General features: G+C 66.4%; 20 protein-coding genes. 6 read left to right on the top strand and 14 right to left on the bottom strand.

The features are described from left to right. Positions 1-203: 203 nt before the first annotated feature. The 12 genes from IPJ87_10000 to dnaX all read right to left on the bottom strand — a co-directional run bounded on the left by IPJ87_10000 (position 204) and on the right by dnaX (position 14546). Positions 204-1247, bottom strand: a complete 1044-nt coding sequence (locus IPJ87_10000; protein ID MBK7942186.1) for a methyltransferase domain-containing protein — start codon at positions 1245-1247, stop codon at positions 204-206. Between the two features lie 65 nt (positions 1248-1312). After that, positions 1313-1918 carry a hypothetical protein gene (locus IPJ87_09995; GenBank protein MBK7942185.1) on the bottom strand — a complete coding sequence of 202 codons (606 nt, stop codon included), beginning with the start codon at positions 1916-1918 and terminating at the stop codon, positions 1313-1315. Further along, on the bottom strand, positions 1915-3222 hold the full coding sequence (locus tag IPJ87_09990) for an AMP-binding protein (protein MBK7942184.1): 1308 nt from the start codon (positions 3220-3222) through the stop codon (positions 1915-1917). The genes IPJ87_09995 and IPJ87_09990 overlap by 4 nt, the downstream gene beginning before the upstream one ends. Further along, complete coding sequence (locus IPJ87_09985) at positions 3207-4892, bottom strand: hypothetical protein (protein MBK7942183.1); 1686 nt, start codon at positions 4890-4892, stop codon at positions 3207-3209. Before IPJ87_09985 ends, IPJ87_09990 begins: the two co-directional genes overlap by 16 nt. A 39-nt stretch (positions 4893-4931) precedes the next feature. Further along, entirely contained in the window at positions 4932-5513 is a 582-nt protein-coding gene (locus IPJ87_09980) for a hypothetical protein (protein ID MBK7942182.1), read from the bottom strand. After that, the gene (locus IPJ87_09975; protein ID MBK7942181.1) at positions 5510-6859 is read right to left on the bottom strand and encodes an MATE family efflux transporter; all 1350 of its coding nucleotides are present in this window, start codon (positions 6857-6859) and stop codon (positions 5510-5512) included. Before IPJ87_09975 ends, IPJ87_09980 begins: the two co-directional genes overlap by 4 nt. A gap of 25 nt (positions 6860-6884) precedes the next feature. After that, positions 6885-9842 (bottom strand): gliding motility-associated C-terminal domain-containing protein, encoded by a 2958-nt coding sequence (locus IPJ87_09970; GenBank protein ID MBK7942180.1) that lies wholly within the window; start codon positions 9840-9842, stop codon positions 6885-6887. Between the two features lie 95 nt (positions 9843-9937). Then, complete coding sequence (locus IPJ87_09965) at positions 9938-11164, bottom strand: isocitrate dehydrogenase (NADP(+)) (GenBank protein ID MBK7942179.1); 1227 nt, start codon at positions 11162-11164, stop codon at positions 9938-9940. A gap of 86 nt (positions 11165-11250) precedes the next feature. Continuing rightward, the gene (locus IPJ87_09960) at positions 11251-11976 is read right to left on the bottom strand and encodes a hypothetical protein (GenBank protein MBK7942178.1); all 726 of its coding nucleotides are present in this window, start codon (positions 11974-11976) and stop codon (positions 11251-11253) included. Next, complete coding sequence (locus tag IPJ87_09955) at positions 11973-12425, bottom strand: PIN domain-containing protein (GenBank protein MBK7942177.1); 453 nt, start codon at positions 12423-12425, stop codon at positions 11973-11975. The genes IPJ87_09960 and IPJ87_09955 overlap by 4 nt, the downstream gene beginning before the upstream one ends. Beyond that, a complete protein-coding gene (locus IPJ87_09950; GenBank protein MBK7942176.1) occupies positions 12422-12679 on the bottom strand; it encodes a DUF2191 domain-containing protein in 258 nt (85 codons plus the stop codon). Before IPJ87_09950 ends, IPJ87_09955 begins: the two co-directional genes overlap by 4 nt. A 106-nt stretch (positions 12680-12785) precedes the next feature. Continuing rightward, positions 12786-14546, bottom strand: coding sequence for a DNA polymerase III subunit gamma/tau (dnaX, locus tag IPJ87_09945; protein ID MBK7942175.1), 1761 nt, complete (start codon positions 14544-14546; stop codon positions 12786-12788). Between the two features lie 145 nt (positions 14547-14691). On the opposite strand from dnaX, the gene IPJ87_09940 reads away from it, so the two are divergent. From IPJ87_09940 to IPJ87_09930, 3 genes are read left to right on the top strand one after another with little or no spacing between them, the layout of a single operon-like run. Continuing rightward, on the top strand, positions 14692-15102 hold the full coding sequence (locus tag IPJ87_09940; GenBank protein ID MBK7942174.1) for a 30S ribosomal protein S6: 411 nt from the start codon (positions 14692-14694) through the stop codon (positions 15100-15102). A gap of 3 nt (positions 15103-15105) precedes the next feature. Then, positions 15106-15384, top strand: a complete 279-nt coding sequence (locus IPJ87_09935; GenBank protein ID MBK7942173.1) for a 30S ribosomal protein S18 — start codon at positions 15106-15108, stop codon at positions 15382-15384. A 22-nt stretch (positions 15385-15406) separates the two neighbouring features. Further along, positions 15407-15853, top strand: coding sequence for a 50S ribosomal protein L9 (locus IPJ87_09930; protein ID MBK7942172.1), 447 nt, complete (start codon positions 15407-15409; stop codon positions 15851-15853). 98 nt (positions 15854-15951) lie between these two features. Here IPJ87_09930 and IPJ87_09925 read toward each other — a convergent pair whose 3' ends face one another. Then, positions 15952-16971 carry a multidrug transporter gene (locus IPJ87_09925; GenBank protein MBK7942171.1) on the bottom strand — a complete coding sequence of 340 codons (1020 nt, stop codon included), beginning with the start codon at positions 16969-16971 and terminating at the stop codon, positions 15952-15954. A 44-nt stretch (positions 16972-17015) separates the two neighbouring features. Between IPJ87_09925 and IPJ87_09920 the strand changes: the two genes are divergently transcribed. The 3 genes from IPJ87_09920 to IPJ87_09910 all read left to right on the top strand — a co-directional run bounded on the left by IPJ87_09920 (position 17016) and on the right by IPJ87_09910 (position 21037). After that, positions 17016-18119: a dipeptide epimerase gene (locus IPJ87_09920; GenBank protein ID MBK7942170.1), complete on the top strand. Its 1104-nt coding sequence runs from the start codon at positions 17016-17018 to the stop codon at positions 18117-18119. A gap of 86 nt (positions 18120-18205) precedes the next feature. Beyond that, on the top strand, positions 18206-20479 hold the full coding sequence (locus IPJ87_09915; protein ID MBK7942169.1) for an aconitate hydratase: 2274 nt from the start codon (positions 18206-18208) through the stop codon (positions 20477-20479). 93 nt (positions 20480-20572) lie between these two features. Beyond that, on the top strand, positions 20573-21037 hold the full coding sequence (locus IPJ87_09910) for a hypothetical protein (GenBank protein MBK7942168.1): 465 nt from the start codon (positions 20573-20575) through the stop codon (positions 21035-21037). A gap of 60 nt (positions 21038-21097) precedes the next feature. Here IPJ87_09910 and IPJ87_09905 read toward each other — a convergent pair whose 3' ends face one another. Then, complete coding sequence (locus IPJ87_09905; GenBank protein ID MBK7942167.1) at positions 21098-22921, bottom strand: tetratricopeptide repeat protein; 1824 nt, start codon at positions 22919-22921, stop codon at positions 21098-21100. Positions 22922-22971: the final 50 nt, after the last annotated feature.

The following is a 22971-nucleotide window of genomic DNA, read 5'->3' as shown; positions in this document are numbered from 1 at the left end:
TCACGAGGAGCGGCAGCAGGAGCTGGGGCAGCCGGCGGGATAGGAGCGCCCTTCATGCAGAGGCGCAGAGGACGCTGAGGGGTTCAGGTGGAGGGGCCATGCCTTTGCTCAGGCCGCGACGATGCGGCCGGCGGCGTGAGGCGGGAAGCCGATGGCCGGAAGTGGGAGGTCCGTTCACGGCGACGAGCCATCGCTCCAACGCCTCAGGGCAGCTCGCAGCGCCAGATGCTGTGCCCCTGGCCCACGTCATCGAATTCCTTCGCGATGCGAAGACCAGCGGCGGCGACCAGCGGCGCGAAATGCTCGGCGCGGTACATGCGGCTGTTCCCGTTCGCGGTGGCGGTGAAGTAGAGCGAGGTGGCCGCCAGCGAGAACGCCGCCGCCTCGAACCGCTGCCGGTCGATGAAGGTCTCCATGATGTACAACGGCATGCCGGGCCGCATCACCGCGCGGGCCTTGCGCAGGATGGCCACGATCTCGTCCTCGCCGAAGCAGTCCAGGAACTGGCTCATCCAGATGGCGTCCGCCCCTTCCGGAAGCGTGCTCGTGGGGTCCAGCATGTCGGCAGCCACCGTGGTGAGGCGGTCGCCGAAGCCGGCCGCCTTCACGTTGCGTTCCACCTCGCGCAGCTGGCCCGGCAGGTCCACCACCATCATCCGCACGTTCGGATCGTGGCGCAGGCAGCTCAAGGCCCACTTGCCCGTGTTGCCCCCCACGTCCATCATCACCTTCGGCTGGTCGCGGAACACGATCTCCAGGGCCGGCGGGAACGAATGGTCGCTGTAGAAATGGTCGAAGTGGAACCAGCTGCTGCGCACGTGCTGCGGCAGATGGGCCAGCCCTTGGTACACCGTGGGCCAATCGCCGAAGACCTTCAGCCCGGCGGGACGGCCCTCCACGAGCGCCTCCTCCAGGTGCGCCAGACCGGCGAAGCACACGTCGCCGGTGAAGTCCATGTTCACCCGCGTCATGTCGTCGAAGGCCAGCATCACGCCGGTCTTGGCCAGCACCATCCGGTCGTCCTTCATCGCCAGCACCTCGGCGGTGAGCGCCATGTCCGTCAGCACCATCACCGCATAGGGTGATAACCCTGAGGCCCGGGCCATCTCCTCCCGGGTGAGACCGTTGGTGCCGGAACGGGCCAGGGCATCGAACAGCCCCTTGCGCTGCATGATCCAGCAGGCCTGGAACACCATCGGGCCGAAGGCGATGCGCTGTGCGGCGGCCTTCGCCTCCACGGCGCTCAGTTCCTTGCGCGCCACCCTATCCGGCCGTGCCGTTCGTGCCATCTTCGTCATGTTCCGTTCAACGTTCACTGAAGTTTCTTGCGGATGCCCTTGAGCTGTTCGTTCACCTTGATCACGGTGGAGGCCCAGAAGTTCCGAAGCCCGGCCCCACCGGGGGTGGCGCTCACGCGTTCGATGTGAAGCACCTGTCGGGTGGCCATGTCGAAGAAGGTGACGTAGTAGTCGCCCTTGAGGGCCTTGCCATCGTACATGATGGCGATGTACACCATGCCGATGCCGGGCCGGTCGTCGGTCTTGTACCGCGACACCAGCTCCTGCACGCCCTCGGGCTGGAGCTCGGGTTTGTTCCACACTTCGGACACCGTCACGGCCATGTTCACATCCTCGACATAACTGGTGAACATCTCGCAGTTCTTCACTTTGAAATGTGGGCACGGCGTGTACTTGGCCGATTCGCTCTCGAAGAGCATGTTCCAGCGGTTGAAGAACGTGGGACCGGCCTGGTCCAGCGGTCCAAACTCGTAGCGCGGCGTGAACCTGGCGGCCGAGTAATCCACGCCGATCCAGGTCAAACCGACCTTGTCTGCCAGCAGGTCGGCGAGGGTGCTCTGCTGGGCGTGAGCCGCAGGCAGCAGGGTGAAGAGGAGCAGGGCGGACCCGAGTGTTCTCATGGCTGGTGGCGGTGCTTGTCGCGTCGGTCGATGAACAGGTGGGGCTTGCGGCTGTCCCGCGGCCACTTCAGGGTCTCGATGGCCGCGCCGGGCAGGGTGGTCATCCGGGGCGCCACCCGCAGCGTGGCGCGCAGGTGCTCGCGCAGGAAGACCAACGCATCACCCTCCAGATCGACCAGGACCTCCAGGTCGTCCCCCCCCAGTTCGTCCGTGGTGCAGACGACGACGAAGGTAGGGATCACCGGCATGGCGTTGATGGCGTCGAGCACCTGCGCGGGGAAGAGCGTGGTGCCGCGCACCTTCAGGCGCTGCTGGCGCCGGCCCAGCACCGGGCCCAGGTGCAGTCCTCCACCTCCGCCGTCCATGGCCCCGTCGTACCGCACACAGATATCACCTGTGCGGTAACGCAGCAGCGGCATGGCGCTCACGTGGAAGGGGGTGACGACCACCTCGCCGGCCTGGCCATGCGCCACGGGCCGGTCGTGCTCATCGAGCACCTCCACCAGCATCAGCTGGGGCTGCACGGCATGGCCGCTGCCCTCGCGCGTTTCCGTGCAGGCTGTGGCCATCTCGGTGCTGGCGTAGGTGCCCAGAAGCTCGATGTCCCAGCCTTCCTTGATGCGCCGGCCCAGGTTGTTCCATCCACCTTCCGGGTCGTGGATGGGCTCGCCGATGCAGAGCGCCCTGCGCACCGTGCTACGGGCCGGGTCGATGCCGTGCGCTCGTGCATGATCGATGAGCTTCACCAGAAAGCTCGGCACGGCCACCAGCGTGGTGGTGCCGAAGCGGTGGATGCTGTCCCACTGCAAGGCCGCCGCCCCAGGGCCCACACGCACCACGCCCGCCCCGAGCGCACGGGCACCCAGGAAGTAGGCCAGCCCCGCCATGAAGCGGCGGTCCAGGGTGGTCATCAGCTGCACCACGTCGTCGGACGTCACTCCGGCCATCACCAGCGAGTTGTGCTCGTTGGCCGTGAGGCGCTCCAGGTCGGGCTCGTCCAGCAGCAGGGCCACGGGCTTGCCGGTGGTGCCCGAGGTGGTCACATGATCGATCACCGTGCGTCGCTCCACGCACAGGAACGCTTCACCGGCCCCCTCCAGGTCCGTGTTGCGGGTGAAGGGCAGCCGGTGCAGGTCCCCCACGCCGCGGATGTCGCCGGGGTGCAGACGCAGATCGTGGAAGAGCCGCTGGTAGTGCGGGGACCGCTCGGCCAGGCGGTGCACATGCTCGCCCAGCAGCCGGCCCTGTAGCGCGATGACGGCCTCGGCATCGAGGCCCTGCGGCAGCATCAGTTCGGGTCGCATGCGGCCAGGGCCTTCTCAAGTTCGCGTCGTTCGGCCACGCTGGCCACCGGCCGTGCCAGGGCCTCGCGGAAATGGCCCGCGGCCCGCTCCGGGTCACCGAGCGCCTGGTACCAAAGGCCCAGGTCGCTGTAGGTGATGGCGTTATCGGGGTCGGTGCGCACGTAGGCCGCCTCGTCCTCGGGGCTCAGCCTGTAGGGGCGTCCGGTCATGCGCCGCTCCAGCAGCGCCGCCCGCATGGCCCGGTGCCACACCAGGTCGCCCATGGCGGGTGAACCGAGCAGCGTGTCGGCGGGCAGGGTCTCGGGGCGATGAAGGGGCACGTCCGCGGGGGTGTCGTGGGCAAAGATGGTCCGCAGGTCGTAACAGCGGAAGGCGCCCAGCGTGTACGGGCCGGTGCCCAGCCAGAGGCGTCGGTCGCCGGGCTGCATGATCACGCTGTGGTGGGCGATCAGCTGGTCGATGGCCATGGGGTTGCCGAGGCCCACCTCCTGGCCCTCTGGACCTCGCCGTTCGCGCAGGATGCGCGCCGCATCGTCCGGGGTGAGCGGCGGCCCGGTGACCGTAAGGGCGCGCATCCGCCGGAAGCGGGCCATGCTGTCGCTCTCGCGCAGGTTGGCCTGGTTCACCGGTGAGCCGAAGAAGGTCTCGCTCTGGTAGTGATTGGCGCACACCACCAGCCCGTTGCCGGGATCGTGCACCCCCATGCCGTCCGGCGCCTTCTCGATCACCACCGCCCGCCCGTCCCGCGCCGAGCCCACCAGGATGCTCTCGCTGACGAAGACCTCGCGGCGGGCGGCGATGGTCATAGCTTCCTCCACCGTGGCTGCGTGCTGCAGGATCTCGCGTGCCAGCAGGCTGATGGGTGTGCGTGCGCCGGTGGGCAGGGCCGAACGCGAGGCGTTGATGGTGACGGTGAGGCCCTCGAGGTTCATGCCGCTCACCGCGCCCAGCATGCCGGCCCAGGTGACGATGACGAAGGGGTGACCGCTGTCCGGACGCATGGCCAGCACCAGCTTGTCGCAGGCGAACTCCTCACCCAGATGGAAGTCGAAGTTGCGGCCGATGAGCAGCTGGCCGTCCGCCGTGCGTTCGCCCCACGCGGCGAAGCTGGTGCAGCCCACGAAGGCCAGGTCCTGCAACGCGTGACCGATGTCGTGGGCCGCATGGTAGTTCAGCGCCCGCTCGTAGCCGGTGCCGATCATGTCGAAGGCGGGGTCGAAGGCGCGGCTTTCCCCGTAGATCTCGCGACGGTACTCCAGCGGTACATGCTCCTCGATGTCCCGGTTGAAGAAGCCGATGAAGTGGCGCAGCCAGCCCAGCTTGTCCTCATCGGGCACCAACACCTTGATGCGCTGGACGAAGAGCTCCTCCTGCTTGTGGATCAGCTCGCGGGCCAGGGATCCGATGGCCAGCCCGCGCTCCAGGTCACCGCCCTGCACGTAGGCCTCCCACAGCCCGTCCGGCGTGGGGGCCAGCCAGCCGTTCGCCGTGCGCCAGCCTCCATCGCCGAGCGGAATGCGTTCGGGCAGCCCGGCCACCTCACCAGGCGCCAGCGGTGGCGTGAGCCGCATGTCCAGCAACAGCAGCGGCAGCAGGGCCACGGCCACGCCCAGCAGCAACTCCACCAGCAGAAGCGGCAGGGTGAGCAGAACGCGGAAGAGGCGCGGCATGGGGACGCAAAACTAACCGCGGTGGAAGGGGCGGGCCGCTCAGAAGCCGAAGCCCACCCCGGCCCCGATCCACGGTTCGCCGCCCGCGTACGGGCTGAGCGGGTCCTGAATCACGTCGAAGAGCACCGTGGCCGTCAGGTAGGTGCCGCCGCCCAGGTGCGCCGAGTATCCGCCGCCGATCAGCAGGAAGGGGACCCAGCGCCGGAAGAAGCGGTCCTGGTAACGGTCATAGAGCTCGAAGTTCATCTGGCTGTATTCCACGTGGGCGAACAGCTGGTCGATGATGCGGTAGCGCGTGAAGAGGCGACCGCCGTAGACGCTCGTTTCGAAGGCCGGTGCGAACCGGTTGTCCCGATAGTACTGGTAGCTGATGCCGAGGCCGGCGGAGAGCTTGCCGTTGCGGGTGATCTTGTAGCCCACCATCGGCTCCACGGCGATGTTGGTCACCGAGCCGAAGGCCAGGCCCAGCCCACCGCCGAACCAGATGCGTTCCTTCAGCGTGCGGGGCTGGTCCTGCGCTGGCTTGCGCCGGGCCGCGGTGGTGTCCACGTAGTCCTGGGCGAAGCTCCCCGACCAAAGACCGAGGCTCAGGATCAGCAGGCCGGTGCGCCACGGCATCATGCGCCAAAAGTACGCGCGGTCGCAGCGCCGGCGTGCGGTCCATGGCGGCGTTGGAAGACCACCGCGAGCCAGACACCACGCGCGATCATCCAAGCCAGAAAGGCGCTCCACACGCCGTAGAGCTCCCAACCGGCCTCATGCCCCGCCCACGCCACGGGCACGAAGACCAGGAGCGTGCTGAACAGGAGGGCGTTGCGCAGGGCCGCCCCGTCGCCCACACCCTTGAAGATGCCGTCGAACGCAAAGGCCACCGCGTTGATCGGCTGGGTGAGGATCACCATCCAGAACACGCCGTGGAAGAGGTCCTGCACGGCGGGGTCGTTGGTGAACAGCGGACCGATCCAGGGGTGGCCCACGGCATACACGGCGGCCAGCGCGGCCCCGATGAGCACACTGATGCGGACCACCTGCCAGCTCATGCGGTGCAGGTCACGCCAGTTGCGTTCGCCGTTGAGCCTTCCGGCCAGGACACTGCCCGCCGCCGCGTAGCCGTCGATGAAGAAGGCGCTGAAGAGCCAGATCTGCATGGCGATGCTGTGCGCGCCGATGTGGGCCTCGCCATAGCCGGTCGCGTAGCGATTGCCCAGGTAGTAGCAGGCATTGAGGGCCATGGTGCGGGCGAAGAGGTTGCCGCTCAGCAGCCAAAGCCCCTTCAGCTCGGGGTGATGCCATCGCCGGGGCCAGACCGGGAAGGAGGTCCGGGTGCGCAGCATCACCAGGGCCGTGCAGCACATCACGGCCTGCGCGATGACGCTGGCCCAGGCCGACCCTTCGATGCCCAGGCCGGGCACGGGGCCCCAGCCGAAGATGAGCAGCGGGTTCAACAGCAGGTTCACCGCCGCGCCCAGCAGGCTGATCCACATGCTCCAGCTCAGGTTCTGGATGCCCCGGAAGGCGCCGGTGATGGCGAAGGTGGCCAGCGACAACGGGAAGCCGATCGAGCGGATGTGGAAGTAGTCCACCGCCTTGTTCAGCACCGCGCCCTCCGCGTTGTACAGGCGGAAAATGTCCTCGGCGAAGGGGCCGGTCACCAGGTGGAAGAAGATCCCGAGGCCCACGTTCATCCAGATGGCGATGGGCACCAGGCCCCGGACCGCGTCCAGCCGTTCCTCGCCGTAGTGGCGCGCCACCACGCTCAGCACCGCGCTGCGCGTTTGCGCCAGCACCCACACCACCAGGAGGAAGAAGCTGCTGGCGATGCCCACCGCGCCCAGGTCGGCGGTGCCCAGGCTGCCCACGAAGGCCGTGTCCACCAGCGCGATCAGCGGCTCGGCGATGCCGCTGATGATCGCGGGCACCGCCAGGCGGTCGATGTCACGACGGGTGATGGGATGGGGAGCGGCCACGGGAGCGGCCGCAAAGGTGCATCGACTAGCGCACCAGCGTCACGTGGCCCATGGCCTCCTTGCGATGGCCGCGGTAGCGGTCCTTGGCCTTCAGCCGCCACGCGTACACGCCCTGCACCGCCGGGCCGCCTCCGAGCCCGCTGCCCGACCACTGTTCGCGCCAGTCATTGGTCCGGAACACCGGGCTGCCCCACCGGTCGAAGACGGTGAACTCATAGTCGGCATCGGCCAGCCCCTGGCCCGAGGGACCGAAGAGGTCGTTCACCCCGTCGCCGTCCGGCGTGAAGGCGTTGGGCACATACAGGAAGAAGATGCCGTCGATGTGCACCACCTTCATCACGCTGTCCGGGCAGCCGTACTGGTTGGTCACGTGCAGCCACACCGGGTAGTCGCCCTCGTCGTCCTCGGGAAAGAGCACGATGGGGTCGGGCTCGAAGGCCGAATCGGGCACACAGCCCGCACCGAACGACCACGCCCAGCTCACCTGGAACTGCGACCGGTCGAAGAAGGCCACCTCCGGATCGAGCACGTTCGCGCTCTGCGGAAGGAAGTCGAAGTCGGCCACGGGGTAGGGGCGGGCGCACACCACCTGCGGGAAGGTGGCCGTGCCCGGGCACCCTTCAGGGCTGTACACGGTGAGGGTGACGTCGTAGCAGCCCACGTTCACGAAGGTGTTCGTCACCGTGGCGCAGCCCTGGGCCGTGTTGCCGTCGCCGAAGTCCCACTCGCACAGCGCGCCCACATCGCTGGCGGCGGTGAGGTTGGTGAAGGTGAAGGTGGCCGGGTGGCAGTCCTCGTACCGGTCGGGGGCCAGCAGCGGCACGGGCGGCGGGTACCACGCCACGGACACCGTGTCCGTCGCGGCAGGTGTGCCGCAGCCGTCCGTCACCACCACGTGGAAGGTGTTCACCTGGCCGCTGGGCGTGTAGGCGAGCACGTCACCGGTGCCGATCGTTCCGTTGCCCAGCTCGTACCAGGTGTAGGTGTATGGGGCCCCGATGCCGCCTGCGGCCACCGCGCTCAGGTTCGAGGCCGCATCGATGCAGATGGAGTCCGGCGCTGAAGCCATCACGCTCAAGGCGGGATACAGGTCCACCGTCGCCGTCACAGCAGCCGAGGTGCAGCCCTGGTCGTCCGTCGCGAACACGGTGTACACCGTACCCACCATCGGGTCCACCGTGTGCGGCCCGCTGCCCAGCAAGCCCTGGTCCCAGGTGAAGCTGTACGGCGCGGTGCCGCCCACCGCCTGTGCGCTCAGCACGGCCTCGGTGGTGAGGCAGATGGTGGTGTCGCTGGTCGAGGCCACCAGCAGCGGTGGTTCGTTCAGCACCAGCACGGTGTCGTGCCGGCATCCGTTCGGCTCCACCAGCTCCACGGTCCATGTGCCGTCGGCGATGCCCGTGAGCGTGCCGGCGCCGTTCGCGGTCACGGTCTGCTGCAGGACACCTCCGGAGTAGAGCTCGTAGGTCCACGGCGGTCCGGGCGTTCCCCAGGGCACCACCTGCACGCTGCCGTCCGCGAAGCCGAAGCAGCTGGGGTCCGTGACGGTGATGGCGTCGAAGCCGAAGGGCGGCACCACCACCACGGTCACCGTGTCCTTGTTCACGCAGCCCTGGCCCTGCAGATCGCTGGTGACCTCGTACACCGTGGTGGCGGTGGGCATGGCCACGGGGTTCGCGCACGGGTTGCAGCTGAAGTTCAGCGGTACCTGCAGCGGCGGACCGCTCAGCACGGTCCAGGTGAAGATGTTCCCTCCGGTGGCCAGCAGCGCCAGGTTGTCCGCGTAGCACAGCACCGTGTCCTGGATGTTGATCACCGTGCTCGGCAGGATCTGGATGGCGATGGTGGCGCTCACCAGGCCTGTCACCGGGCAGGCGTTGTCCTCAGCGGTCACCGTGAAGGCCGTGGAGCTCGTGTTCGGTTGCGCCGTTCCACAGATGCTCGCCGTGGCGGGGTTCACGCCCGTTTGCACGAAGGTGGCCCCGGGGAAGACCAGGTCCACGTTGGAGGTGAGGGTGAGGGAATCGGTGGGGTTGCCGTCGCTGAACACCAGGTCCAGACAGAACTGGTCCCCCGGGCACAGCTCCAGGCTGAAGGGCCCGGTCTGCGTGGCATCGCCGGTGAGGTTGCCCATCGCCTGGGGCCCGTCCGGGATGATGTTCGTGCAGTTGATCACGGTGAACTGCATGTCGCGCATCACCGTGCCCAGCACGTTCCCGTTGGCATCGTACTCCGTCACCTCCACCACCACGATGAAGTTGCCCGTCTGCGTCGGCACGAAGCTCACCGCGCCCGAGTTCGGGTCCAGCGTGATGCCCGGGATCGGGCTGCCACCGGTGTACCCGGTGCCATATCCGAGCGTGGTGAACGCGTCGATCCGTCCGTCGATGAAGGTGTACACCAGCGAATCACCGTTCGGGTCGTACACGCCGAAGTTGTAGTTCACCGGCTGAAAGAGGCAGACGAAGGGGATGGGCTGCGCCGTGAAGACCGGACTGTCGTTGCAGGGGGCCGTGGCCGTGTTCAGCACCGACTCCACGTACATGTCGTCGTTGATGCTGTTGGGCACGTTCACCGAGGTGTTCCGGCAGCAGTCGCTCCAGCTGATCGTCCAGGAGTTGCAGGGCGGGTTCAGCGTCACGGTGGTCACGTAGTTGTACGCCTCCATGCCGGGATAGCCGCCGTTGCCGCAGTCACTCTGCGGCAGGATCGGCGGGCACAGCTGGCTGATCTCCTGCCCGCTGTTGGGCCCCTGTTGAAGGGTCACCGTGAAGGACTGGCCGCAGCTGCTCGTCAACTGGACCTCCTCGCTGGTCTGCATGCTGATCCCGCTGCAATCCCGGAAGAGGTTCAGCGTGATCTGGAACTGGTTGGGGCCGACACAGATCGTGCTGATGTCCACCCCGCTGATGTGCGTGGCGCTCAGCTCCACGGGACACACAAGAAGTACGATGGCGGTGAGAAGCGTGAGTCCCTGACGCATGTCCCTGAACGTGAGCGGTGAAGGTAGTGAACCCACCCGACGTTCCATGGACGTTCAGGCCCGGTCGCGGGTTGCCCTGCGGAAGGTCAGCGACCTCAGGCCATGCCGCGCTCCAACTCCTCGCGCAGGGCGGCCATGAAGGCTTCCGTGGTCAGGTAGTGCTCGGCGCCCACCTTCTCCCCGTGGATGCACACCGCGAGGTCCTTGGTCATCTTCCCGCTCTCCACGGTGCGGATGCACACGTTCTCCAGCTTCGTGCAGAAGTCGATGAGCGCCTGGTTGCCGTCGAGCTTGCCCCGGAAGGCGAGGCCCCGCGTCCAGGCGAAGATGCTGGCGATGGGGTTGGTGCTCGTCGGCTTACCCTGCTGGTGCATGCGGTAGTGGCGGGTCACCGTGCCGTGGGCGGCCTCGGCCTCCATGGTCTTTCCATCGGGGGTGATGAGCACGCTGGTCATCAATCCCAGCGAGCCGAAGCCCTGGGCCACGGTGTCGCTCTGCACGTCGCCGTCGTAGTTCTTGCAGGCCCACACGAAGCCGCCGCTCCACTTCATGGCGCTGGCCACCATGTCGTCGATCAGGCGGTGCTCGTACACGATGCCGGCCTTGGCGAAATCGGCCTTGAAGTGCTTCTGGTAGACCTCTTCGAAGATGTCCTTGAAGCGCCCGTCATACTTCTTCAGGATGGTGTTCTTGGTGCTGAGGTAGAGCGGCCACTTCTTCGCCAGTGCCAGATTGAAGCAGCTCATGGCGAAGCCCTCGATGCTCTCGTCGGTGTTGTACATGCTCAGCGCCACGCCGTTGCCGTCGAACTGGTACACCTGCCAGGTGGTGGGGCTTCCGCCGTCCTCCGGGGTGAACGTCATGGTGAGGGTGCCCTTGCCGGTGATCACCGCATCGGTGGCGCGGTACTGGTCGCCGAAGGCGTGGCGGCCGATCACGATGGGCTGCGTCCACCCCGGCACCAGGCGCGGGATGTTGCTGATCACGATCGGTTCGCGGAACACCGTTCCGTTGAGGATGTTGCGGATGGTGCCGTTGGGGCTCTTCCACATCTGCTTCAGCCCGAACTCTTGCACGCGGGCCTCATCGGGCGTGATGGTGGCGCACTTGATGCCCACATTGTGCTTCAGGATGGCCTTCGCGCTCTCCACCGTCACCTTGTCGTCGGTCTTGTCGCGGTGCTCGATGCCGAGATCATAGTACTCGATGGGCACGTCCACATAGGGGAGGATCAGCTGGTCCTTGATCCACTTCCAGATGATGCGGGTCATCTCATCGCCATCGAGCTCGACTACGGGGTTCGCGACCTTGATCTTGGACATGCTGCTTGGACGGTTGGCGGTTGGAGGTTGTGGGAAAGGCAGGTTGTGGGTTCGCGGCCGCGAAACTACCCAACGAGGGGATGCGGTCAGGGGTCTTCCTCATCGGCGCCGGCCTTCGGCATATCGTCGCTGCTGCGAACGCATCTGCCCTTCGCGTAGAACTCCGTCCGATAGACCTTGCCGGCCTTGTCGTAGTAAATGAACTCCCCATCGGGGTAGCCCTTGTTGTAGCGTCCGGTGTAGGCCACGGTCCCATCTCCTCGCAGCACCGTCAGTTCGCCATGCGGGCGGCCATTGGTGCAGATGGTCTTGTATTGACCCATGCCCCACGGGAATATCGTCAGGTACTCGCCATTGAACAGCGCGCCGGTCGAGTCGCGTAGCACCCGTTCTCCATGAAGCCTGTTGCCGCGGTAGGCCTTGGACCACTCCTTGCGACCGTTCGGATGGAACGTCGCGCTGGCGCCGGTTCTGACACCTTTACGCCACTGGATATTCCAGGCCACTTGGCCATTGGGATGGAAGAAGATCTCCGTCCCGTGCTTCGTGCCCTTCCTGTAGGTCTCCAGCCAGGTCTTTCGCCCCAGGCTGTCATACTGGATCGCGGGGCCATGCAGCTTGCCTTCGCGCCAACACACACGGCTCAGCAGCCGGCCGGTGGTGTCGTACACGGCCACGGGGTTCTTCGGACGGCCCAGCTCATCCCTTTGGAACACGCTGTACCGGCCGTTCTTGACCTCTGTGGTGTCCCAGCCCTGGGCGTGCATCGAGGAAGCAGCGAGCAGGAGGAGGATGAGCGCGGGGTTTCTCATGACCCGATGATCCAGGATGCGACCAGCGGATTGCGCACGCGCAGGCGCGGGAACCGGCTGAAGTCGCGGTCGGTCGACCAGAGCTCACGGACGCCATGGCTCAGGCAGAGCGCGGCGATGCGGGCGTCATGCACCAACGGGCCTTGCACCTTCGCCTTGCCCAACAGCCCTCGCAGCTCAGGCCAGTGCATCTCGTTCTCCGAGAGCAGGTGCAGTGTCGGAGAGGCGAGCCAGGCCTCGATCTGTGCGATGGACTGTTCCGGCGTGCTGGGCGGTGCGTAGATGCGCGGATGCGTCACGATGGCGTGGAACTCATGCAGGCAGGGCCAGGGAATGGCCCAGGCGGCCCTGTCCTCCGCGAGTTGGCCGACCAGGACCCTGGCGGATCCATGGAAGGCCGAATCGCGCCGGTGGGCGAAAACCAGAAGATTGGTGTCCACGGCGATCATGCCCCTTCGCCTCTGTAGATCGTATCACGGACCATCTCCCAGGACGCATCCTTGAAGTCAGGGTTGAGACCGGTGCCGCCTACGCTGGCATCCCTCAGCGTGAAGGCGGGGCCGCCGTGCTTCTCGGCCAGCACCATGCGCAGCCCTTGCTCGATCAGCGCCTTCAACGTGGTCTTCCGTGCGCGTGCCTGGCGCTTGGCCTTCTCGAACAACGCCTCCGGCAGTTCGATGGTGGTCTTCATGGGTGCCTGTATCGCCGAATATGGGTACCAATATATGACCGACGACCCCCGTCCGTTCGCCGGTTCGTTCAGCTTCTTGGCGCTTCCGTTGCGTTCATGGCGCCGTGGCGGTGGGAACTCAGCCCAGGTCCAGGTCCAGCTCGTCCTTCAGCTTCAGCAGGGCCGGGTTCTTCTCGGCCAGGATGCGGAAGCGGTCCATCGGCGTGTAGCGCGGCCGCAGGTCGGTCACCTCCTCCTTCACCACCTTCAGTTCCAGGCCGGGCGCGTCCAACTCGGTGCGCAGGAAGGCCATCAGCTCCTGGCCCACCTCGCGGAAGTAGCGGTCCTGCACCTCGTTGAGGATGACGAAGGTGACCAGGTCGGGGCCGGCGGACACAGGCTCTCGGGCCATCAGGGTGGCGTGCAGGCTGTTGCGCCCTTCGCGTTTGCGGGCCATGGCGAAATCCTGCCAGGCCTTTTGCAGCAGCCCCTGGGCCACCTGCTTGGGCGGGCCCTTGCTCACCGGACCGGTGGGCGCTTCGGCGCCGGGTGCCGAACCGGGGCGCTGGCCTGCCGGCGTGGCCATCTCGCGCAGCGACACCCCGCGCGCCAGGCGGCGGGCCGGGGGCGGCGGGGCGCTCGGGACCGGGGCCGCAGCGGCCGTGGGCTGGGCCGGGGCCGCCGGTCCGTCCGTCACGGAGGCCGGGCCGGGTTCCGCGGCGATGGCCGGGGCGGCGCTCAGGCCACCGGGCTCAGGCTTTTTTTTTTCCGCGCCTGCCGGCACGGTCGCTGGGGCTTCCCCGTTCGCCGCGCTTCGGCACAGCTGGATCAGCAGCAGCTCCACCAGCAGGCGAGGGTCCTTGCTGGCCTTGTAGTTCAGGTCGCATTGGCCCACACGCTCCAGCCCGGCCAGCAGCAGGCGCCGGTCCACCCGGGCGGCCTGCTCCACGTAGCGGGCGGCCAGCTCCTCGCTCACCTCCAGCAGACCGGCCGACCGCGGGTCCTGGCACACCAGCAGGTCGCGCAGGTGGCGGCCCAGCCCGGCCACGAAGAGGTGGCCGTCGAAGCCGTTGCGCAGGATGGTGTCGAACTCCAGCAGCACCCCGGGCACGTCGCCGGCCACCAGTGCGTCCGTCACCCGGAAGTAGTGCTCGTGGTCCAGCACGTTCAGGTTCTTCACCACGTCCTGGTAGGTGAGGCTCCGCCCGGCGAAGCTCACCAGCTGGTCGAAGATGCTGAGCGCGTCGCGGAGGCCGCCATCGGCCTTCTGGGCGATCACGTGCAGGGCCTGCGGCTCGGCCTCGATGCCCTCCCGCTCGGCGATGCCGGCCAGGTGGCGCACGATGTCCGTCACCGTGATCCGCCGGAAGTCGAACACCTGGCAGCGGCTCAGGATGGTGGGCAGGATCTTGTGCTTCTCGGTGGTGGCCAGGATGAAGATGGCGTAGCTGGGCGGCTCCTCCAGGGTCTTCAGGAAGGCGTTGAAGGCCGCCGAGCTCAGCATGTGCACCTCGTCGATGATGTACACCTTGCGGCTGCCGACCTGCGGGGCGATCTGCACCTGCAGGATGAGGTTGCGGATGTCGTCGACGCTGTTGTTGCTGGCCGCGTCGAGCTCGTAGATGTTGAGGCTGTGCCCCTCCTCGAAGGTGCGGCAGGGGGCGCAGGTGCCGCAGGTGGTGAGGTCGGCGTTGAGGTGCTCGCAGTTGATGGTGCGCGCCAGGATCCGGGCGCAGGTGGTCTTGCCCACCCCCCGGGGACCGCAGAACAGGAAGGCCTGCGCCAGGTGCCCGGACCGGATGGCGTTCATCAGGGTGCCGGTCACGGCCTCCTGGCCCACCACCGTATCGAAGGTGGCCGGGCGGTACTTGCGGGCGCTGACGACGAAGCGTTCGGACATCGGGCGGCTAAGATAACCGGGCGCCGCGCGGCCTTCGGGCGGAGATCTCAACAGCCGTGGACAAGGCCTTGAGGGTGGGGTGGGGCAGGGGCTTGGCGGACAGGCGGAAATGCCTACCTTCGCACCCCATTTCACACCTGGTACCATGACCAACCGGTACGAGACCGTCTTCATCCTAACTCCCGTTTTGTCTGAGGACCAGACAAAGGAGGCGGTCAAGAAATTCAAAGACCTGATCAAGAAAGGCCGTGGCAAGGTCCACCACGAAGAGAGCTGGGGGATGCGCAAGCTCGCGTATCCCATCCAGAAGAAGTCCACGGGCTTCTACCACCTGTTCGAGTTCGAGAGCGATGCCCCGTTCGTGGACAAGCTCGAGACCGAGTACCGCCGCGATGAGCGGGTGCTGCGCTTCATGACCGTGAAGATGGACAAGCACCACCAGGCTTTCGCCGACCGCCGCCGCAACAAGCAGAGCGCCACCAGCGGGGAAGCCCCCGCCGATCGCCCCGCTCGCCGCAGCCGCAAGGAGGAGAACGCAGACCAACCGAACAGCTAAGCCATGGCCCAGAACAATGCTCCCGGGGGGGAGATCCGCTACCTCACCCCGATCGCGATCGAGACCAAGAAGGAGAAGTACTGCCGCTTCAAGAAGCTCGGCATCACGTACATCGACTACAAGGACGCCGATTTCCTGCTGCGCTTCGTGAACGAGCAGGGCAAGATCCTGCCCCGCCGCCTCACCGGCACCAGCCTCAAGTACCAGCGCAAGGTCGGCCAGGCCGTCAAGCGGGCCCGCCACCTGGCCCTCATGCCCTACGTGGGCGACATGCTCAAGTGATCCACCCCCAACAGTCATCACCATGGAGGTCATTCTGAAAACGGACGTGGACAACTTGGGCTACGCCAACGATGTGGTGAAGGTGCGCGACGGCTACGCCCGCAACTTCCTGATCCCCCGCGGCCTGGCGACGGTCGCCACCGACAGCGCCCGCAAGCAGCTCAACGAAACGCTCAAGCAGCGCGCCCACAAGGAGGCCCAGGTCCGCTCGGCGGCCGAGAAGATCGCCGAAGGCCTGGCCAACAAGACCCTGAAGGTCGCGGCCAAGGTGGGCGAGAAGGGCAAGATCTTCGGCAGCGTCAACACCATCATGCTGGCCGATGCCATCAAGGCCCTCGGCTTCGAGGTGGACCGCAAGAACATCAAGATCAAGGGCGACACGATCAAGTCCATCGGCACCTACGAGGCCGAGGTCAGCTTCCATCGCGACGTGGTGCGCAGCATCCCGTTCGAGGTGGTGGGCGAGTGAGCTCGAACGAACAACAGGAAAAAGGGGCCACCAGGCCCCTTTTTCCATTCAAGCCGTGAAGTGGCGGCCTGTGTCGGTGCGTCCGGCGTATCAGCGCCTCACATCAGGATGTTGTTCACCGGCTGCAGCGGCTTGGGGATGTCCTTCTCGCCGAGCATCTCCCGCAGGTCGATCTCGATCGCCCGTGTGATGGCCGTGATGGGCACATCGTTCGCCCCGCCCTCGAAAGGGTTCTCGCTGGCCTCGCCGATCCGTTCCATCATGTTGAACACCCAGGCCACCAAGGCGCTGAAGGGGATGGTGAGCCAGACGAACCCATCGCCCATCTTGGCGAACTCGTTCAACATCCCGAAGGGCACCAGGTTGATGAACAGCCGTGTGAACATCAGGTTCAAGGTGCCGTACTGTTTGGGATAGGGGAAGTTCTTGATCCGCTCGCACTTGCCCTGCTGGGTGTACAGGTCCACCAGCATCCGCTCCAGCTCCATGTGGCGGAAGTCCTCGATCAGCCCCCGGTCCAGCAGCTCGCGCAGGTCGCGCGAGCTCTCGGCGATCAGCTGGGTGGCCCGGTTGCTCAAGGCGAGCACGCGCACCTGCTCCTCCTGCGCGATCAGCCCCCGCAGCGCATCCTCCAGCTTGGAGTCCACCTCGTCGATCGTGTACCACCTGCGGTACTCCCTGTTGTACACCTTGATGAGGTGCTCCCACACCCGCGGCTGGCGCAACTGGAAGCGCAGCGCATGCATCCAGGCGATGTGGCGGTGGATGAGCCGCGTATGGATCCGCTGCAGTTCACCGTCGGCCAGCGGTGCGGAGGCGTGCCGGGCGGTGATGAAGTCCCGCACCATGATGCCCCAGCTCCGGCTGCTGTTCACGATGGCGCCGTAGATCTGGCGGGCCTCCCACAAGCGGTCGTAGCACGCGTTGTTGCGGAAGCCGGTGAGGAAGGCCACGGCCGTGCCGATGAGCGCGATGGGCACCCACGGCAGGGTCAGCCACTTCCAGCCGACCACTTCGTACAGCACCGTGGGCACGATGGCCAGCAGGAGGAACCACACGATGTCGCGGCGCGTCCAGTACAGGACCTCCCGCAGGGTGAACCGACGTCCGGCATGCATGAGCGCGAACATACGTGGGGATCCCTTGCCACCTTCGCTGGACCATGCGCATCCACCGCGTTGTCCTCCACCCCCTCACCATCCCCCTGAAGGCGCCCTTCGTCACCTCCCTGGGCGCCCTCCACGAGGTGACCAACGTGGTGGTGCAGGTCCACACCGCCGACGGCCGGGTGGGGTGGGGGGAGTGCAGCCCGTTCTGGACCATCAACGGCGAGACCCAGGAGACGGGCCTGGCCGTGGGCCGCCATCTGGCCCGTGCCCTGGTGGGCCACTCCGCCGACGACCTTGAAGGAGCACATGCGGTGATGGACCGCCTGATCTTCGGCAACAGCAGCATCAAGAGCGCCTTCGACATCGCCTTGCACGACCTGGCCGCACAAGCCGCTGATCGTCCGCTGTGGATCCACCTCGGTGGGCAGGATCGCTTCGATCCCATCACCGACTACACCGTGAGCCTGGGTGAGCCCGAGCGGATGGCCACCGATGCGGAGGCCGTCGCCGCCGAAGGCTTCCCGGTGATCAAGGTGAAGCTGGGCGGCGCAGGTGATCTGGACATCAGGCGGATCCGGGCCATCCGATCAAGGATCCCTTCGATCCCTCTGCGCATCGATGCCAACCAGGGCTGGGACCCCGACACGGCCATCCGGGTGCTGAACGCCCTGTCCGACGCGGGCATTGAACATTGCGAGGAACCCATCCCACGCTGGCAGTTCATGGACCTGCGCCGGGTGAAGGAGGCTTCGCCCATCCCCATCATGGCCGACGAGAGCTGCTGCGACCACCACGACGCCGAGCGGCTCATCGCCCTGGGCGCCTGCCAGCGCTTCAACATCAAGCTGGGCAAGAGCGGCGGCCTGTTCAAGGCCCGCAAGATCATCACCCTGGCCGCCGAGGCGGGCCTGACCGTGCAGGTGGGCGGCTTCCTCGAGAGCCGGCTGGCGTGGAGCGCCGCGGCCGCCCTGGCGCTGAGCGACCCCTGCGTGCGCTACTGCGACATGGACACCCCACTGATGTTCACCGGCGACCCCGTGGTGGGGGGGATCGCGTACGGTCCGGGGGGGCGCATCCGCCTGCCGGAAGGACCCGGGCTCGGGGCCACCATCGACCCCGTCCACCTCGATGAGACCCGGGCGGTGGTGGTGGGTTGATCCCTTGTTCGGAACTCCCGCCGCCGGCCGGTCCACGGATCACTGTCCGCGTACCTTTGCGGCCGCAAAAACGCACCCGACCGCGCATGAGCACGATCTTCGACCTCGACATGATCAAGGCGGTGTACAGCCGCTTCCCCGCACGTGTGGCCGCCGCCCGCAAGGTGGTGGGTCGCCCCTTGACCCTCAGCGAGAAGATCCTCTACGCCCACCTCTGGGACGGCGAGCCAAAGACCGCCTTCGGCCGCGGCAAGGACTACGTGGATTTCGCCCCCGACCGGGTGACCATGCAGGACGCCACCGCGCAGATGGCCCTGCTGCAGTTCAGCACCACCGGAAGGAAGAAGGTGGCCGTGCCCAGCACCGTGCACTGCGACCACCTGATCCAGGCCCGCGTGGGCGCGAAGCAGGACCTGCAGGAGGCGCTGAACAAGAGCAACGAGGTCTTCAACTTCCTGGAGAGCATCAGCAACAAATACGACATCGGTTTCTGGAAGCCGGGCGCGGGCATCATCCACCAGGTGATGCTGGAGAACTACGCCTTCCCCGGCGGCATGATGATCGGCACCGACAGCCACACGGTGAACGCCGGTGGCCTGGGCATGGTGGCCATCGGCGTGGGCGGTGCGGACGCCTGCGACGTGATGAGCGGCCTGCCCTGGGAGCTCAAGTTCCCCAAGCTCATCGGCGTGAAGCTCACCGGAAAGCTCAACGGCTGGACCGCACCGAAGGACGTGATCCTGAAGGTGGCTGGCATCCTTACGGTGAAAGGCGGGACGGGTGCTATCGTAGAATACTTCGGACCCGGAGCCGAGAGCATGAGCTGCACCGGCAAAGGCACCATCGCCAACATGGGCGCTGAGATCGGCGCCACCACCAGCACCTTCGGCTACGACGACAGCATGCGCCGCTATCTGAAGGCCACCGGCCGTGCGGAAGTGGCCGCCATGGCCGACACCATCGCCGCCGACCTCACCGGCGACCCCGAGGTGTACGCCGATCCGGCGAAGTACTTCGACCAGGTGATCGAGATCGACCTCAGCACCCTGAGCCCGCACCTCAACGGCCCCTTCACCCCCGACCTGGCCACGCCGGTGAGCGAGATGAAGGAGAAGGCCGCCAAGAACGATTGGCCCACCGACATCGAATGGGCGCTGATCGGTTCCTGCACCAACAGCAGCTACGAGGACATCAGCCGCGCCGCCAGCATCGTGGCCGACGCCGTGAGCAAGGGTCTGAAGCCGAAGTCGCACTTGGGCATCAATCCCGGAAGCGAGCAGGTGCGCTACACCATCGAGCGCGATGGCTTCATCGAGACCTTCGAGAAGAGCGGCGCCACCATCTTCACCAACGCCTGCGGTCCCTGCATCGGGCAGTGGGCGCGGGAAGGGGCGGACAAGCAGGAGAAGAACTCCATCGTCCACTCCTTCAACCGCAACTTCGCCAAGCGCGCTGACGGCAACCCCAATACGCACGCCTTCGTGGCCTCGCCGGAGATGGTGGCGGCCATCGCCATCAGCGGCAAGCTCACCTTCGATCCCGTCCACGACACACTTGTCAACGACAAGGGCGAGCAGGTGAAGCTGGCCGAGCCCACCGGCTGGGAGCTTCCGCCCAAGGGCTTCGCCGTGGAGGACAACGGCTACCAGGCCCCCGCCGCCGACGGCTCCAAAGTGGAGGTGGTGGTGAAGCCCGACAGCCAGCGCCTACAGCTGCTGGAGCCCTTCCCCGCGTGGAACGGCACGAACATCAGCGACGCGGTGCTGCTGATCAAGGCCAAGGGCAAGTGCACCACCGACCACATCAGCATGGCCGGCAGCTGGCTGCGCTACCGCGGTCACCTGGACAACATCAGCAACAACACGCTCATCGGGGCCATCAACGCCTTCAACGGCGAGGCCGACAAGGTGAAGAACCAGCTCACCGGTGAGTACGGTGCGGTGCCCGCCACCCAGCGCGCCTACAAGGCCGCCAGCGTGTCCAGCATCATCGTGGGCGATCAGAACTACGGGGAGGGCAGCAGCCGCGAGCACGCCGCCATGCAGCCGCGTCACCTCGGTGTGGCCGCCGTGCTGGTGAAGGGCTTCGCGCGCATCCACGAGACCAACCTGAAGAAACAGGGCATGCTCGCCCTCACCTTCAGCAACGAGTCCGACTACGACAAGATCCAGGAGGACGACCGCATCGACTTCACCGACCTCACGTCCTTTGCGCCCGGCAAGCCGCTCACCCTCGTGTTCAAGCACAAGGACGGGTCGAAGGACAGCATCCAGGTGAACCACACCTACAATGCGCAGCAGATCGAGTGGTTCAAGGCGGGCAGCGCGCTGAACATCATCCGCGCGCAGCAAAAGGACTGAGCCACGAGGATCAGGGATGGTCGTTCGCGATCATCCATGTACATTCGTGCCGCTGCCGGACCAACAGACCGTGCACCAACAAACCCAAGACCCATGAACCTCCGATCGATCTCGAACATGATGCTCGGCCTGGCCATCGTGGCCTTCACCGCCACGGGCTGCAAGAAGGACGAGTGCAAGGACAAGAACTGCGGCAGCGGCAGCTGCGTGGACGGCAACTGCGTGTGCGACACCGGCTATGAGGGCAGCGAGTGCGGAACACAGACCCGCGCCAAGTTCGTTGGTAACTACAGCGGTACCTTCAGCTGTTCCGGGGGATCGCCGGTCACCATCAACATGACCGTTTCGAACAGCTCGGCCGGGATCACCAAGGTGGTGATGACCGATGGCTTCGATAACTGGATCTGCACGGTCAGTGGTTCGTCCTTGACCATTTCCAACCAGACGATCAGTGGTGGCAACACCATCCAGGGATCCGGTCAACTGGTGGGCAACATCCTCACCTTGAACCTGAACATCTCCGGTACGACCTGCACCTACACGGGCACCAAGCAGTAAGCGGGACCGACCTCTTGGCGAAGGGCCCACCGCACGGTGGGCCTTTCGCTTTCCAGGGCTTCAGTCATGGGCGTGCAAGAGGGGCAGCTCCACTTCCACGCGGGTGCCCTGGGGCAGGTCGATGGTGCGGAATCCGGCCTGTCCGCCGTGCTGCTTGGCCACCAGGTCCAACCGGGCACGGGTAATGGCCGTGCCGAGCGAGGTCTTCTTCGCAGGCGGTGCGACGGCCTGGCTTTCGCGACGGGCTTGCCGGCCCAGGCCGTTATCTTCCACGGTGTACACCAGGCGATCGCCACGGCGTTCCACCTTCAGCGTGATGAGGCCACCGGCCTCCTTGCCCGCCATGCCGTGCCAGATGGCGTTCTCCACGAAGGGCTGCACCACCAGCGGGGGCACCAGCACCTCGGCAGGGTCCAGCGCAGGGTCCACCTCGATCCGCAGGTCGAAACGGCCCTCCATGCGCATGCGCTCCAGCTCCATGTAGCCCTTGAGCGCCTCCAGGTCGTCCTCCAGGGGCACCTCGCTCTTGCGGCTGTTCTCCAGCACGGCCCGCATCACGCGCGCGAACCGGCTGAGGAATCCCGTGGCCTTGTCCGGGTCGTTGCCCTGCACGAAGGCCGCGATGCTGTTGAGGGCATTGAAGATGAAGTGCGGGTTCATCTGGCTGCGCAGGGCCTGCGTCTCCAGGTGGGCGGCCTCCTTCTCGAAGCGCTCGCGCCGGCGCCGGCGGTCGGTCCAGCTCCACGCGGCCAGTCCGCCCAGCAGCAGCACCCCCGCGCCCGCGGTCACCCACGCCCGGTTGCGGTTGCGCTCGGCGCGCAGTTCGGCGATCGTGCGCCGGTCCTCCGCCTGTGCCAGCTCGGCTGCGAAGGACAGGCTGTCGGCCAGGGAACGCTTCTCATACCCGAACCGCAGCAGCTCCTTGCGACCTTCCTCGCTGCGCAAGCTGTCCTGCAGGGCCAGCTGGCGTTCCAGCATCTCCAAGGCCTCGGTGGACCGCCCCAGCTTCTTGTACACGCTGTGGAGCAGGCCGCGCACATCGGACTCCTGCTTGGTGAAGCCGGCGGAGCGGGCCAGCGCCAGGGCGTCGCGCCCGTAGCGCTCGGCCAGCGGAAGGTCGCCCGTGCGCAGGTGGTGGCTGCCGATGTTGCTCAAGGCCATGGCCTCCAGGTCCTGGTGCCCTCCCGCCCGCGCCAGGTCCAGGCATCGGTGATGAAGCCGCAGCGCTTCAGAGCGATCGCCTTGGGTGCTGCGGATGATCCCCAGGTCCGAGGCGGCGATGGCCTGGTCGCGGGTGTTCGGGTAACCGGCCGAGAGTGACAGGCATTGCTCGTAGTGGGCCACCGCGGTGCCGGTGTCGCCGCGCGCCAGCTCCAGCGTGCCGATGTTGATCATTGCGGCGGCGATGCTCCCCGTGTCGGGGATCGAGCGGGCCAGTTCAAGGCTCTGTCGGTACAGGTCGAGTGCTTTGTCCGTGTCCCCCAGTTCCTGCAACAGGACCCCCATATTACTGATGCTCTTTGCCTGTGCGGAAGGTTCGCCGGCCTTAGCGAAGGCTTGCTGCGCCTGGGTGAACCGATCCAGCGCCCGGGCGTAATCGCCCTTCATCATGTGGTACTCGCCCAGTGTGGTGGTGGCGATGCCCTGGTAGCGCGCGTTGCCGTGCCGCACCGCCAGGTCGTACTGCAGCCCCGCCAGCACGGCCGCACTGTCGGGGTCGCTGTAGAGGAAGCCGTCGATGCTGATGTAGCTCATCGCCCGAAGGCGGTCCACAGGCGCCTGCGTGCTGTCCTGCCACACGCCCCACAGTGAGTCGAAATCGATCTGCGCCTGTGTTGACGAGATGCAGAAGAGGGCGGCGCAAAGGAGAAGGGCGGGCCTCATGGGAGGCACCGAAAGTAGAGCGGATGATCGGCGGCCGGGTCGAAGAATGG

This window comes from Flavobacteriales bacterium (assembly GCA_016713875.1).
Lineage (GTDB): Bacteria > Bacteroidota > Bacteroidia > Flavobacteriales_F > PHOS-HE28 > PHOS-HE28.
This window is presented reverse-complemented; position numbering and strand designations above follow the sequence as displayed.